The sequence below is a fragment of the Kocuria rhizophila genome (genome assembly GCF_003667225.1).
GTDB lineage: Bacteria > Actinomycetota > Actinomycetes > Actinomycetales > Micrococcaceae > Kocuria > Kocuria rhizophila.
The window spans coordinates 1-684 of record NZ_RCOM01000166.1; the positions used below are offsets into that span (position 1 = coordinate 1).

General features: G+C 42.5%; 1 protein-coding gene. It reads right to left on the reverse strand.

Annotated features, from left to right (window positions below; translation table 11 throughout):
* On the reverse strand, positions 1-414 hold a 414-nt coding region (locus tag D9R02_RS12470; RefSeq protein WP_147435369.1), incomplete at its 3' end, for a hypothetical protein.
* Positions 415-684: the final 270 nt, after the last annotated feature.

The window sequence follows — 684 nt, forward strand, 5'->3', positions numbered from 1 at the left end:
GGATAAGGCGATGTATTTTTGTAGATCTCTACTGTTTTTGGCGTAATATTTATCAGCGGAATTTAGTTTGTGTCTAGATCGATCAAACAGGTCGATCGATTCTTCAATAATCTTGATTGCTGCATCGCGATTGTTGATACTTTTTGAGTAGTGGTATCGGCCAATCCCCATTCTAAGTAGGCAAACGGACTCGGATTTTCCCTCTCGATTTGCCTTGGAGATGAATTTGTCACCATTTTCTATATCATTTTTGTGATATAGGATAATTCCGTGGGTTAGCAATGCATCGGCATTTTTGTCATTAAGTTCGACTGCCTTCGCTGATGCGATAAATGCTAACTCAAGCTTGTGTGCCTTGACGGTATGTTTTGGAAGAGAGTGTGAGGAGAACCATTGCAGATAACCGTGCTGCAATTGAACTTTCCTGCCTTGGCGAAGCCTTGCTCAGAAAATACGTTCTCCCTAGGGAGGTCGACCAGAAATTCTGCTGCATTTTCCCAGCATAGTTGTTGGCCAAGAAGTTTCCAAATGCCTTTCTTGGAGGTGATCTTGGAAATGACTACGGCCTTACTATTGTAGACTAGCGGCGTGCTAATTCGCAGATTTTCAAAGTGATTAGGTAAAACTAGTTCAGCGCTGCCCTCTGTGTAGACCGGTAGTGAATTGGAAAAGATTGATAATGCC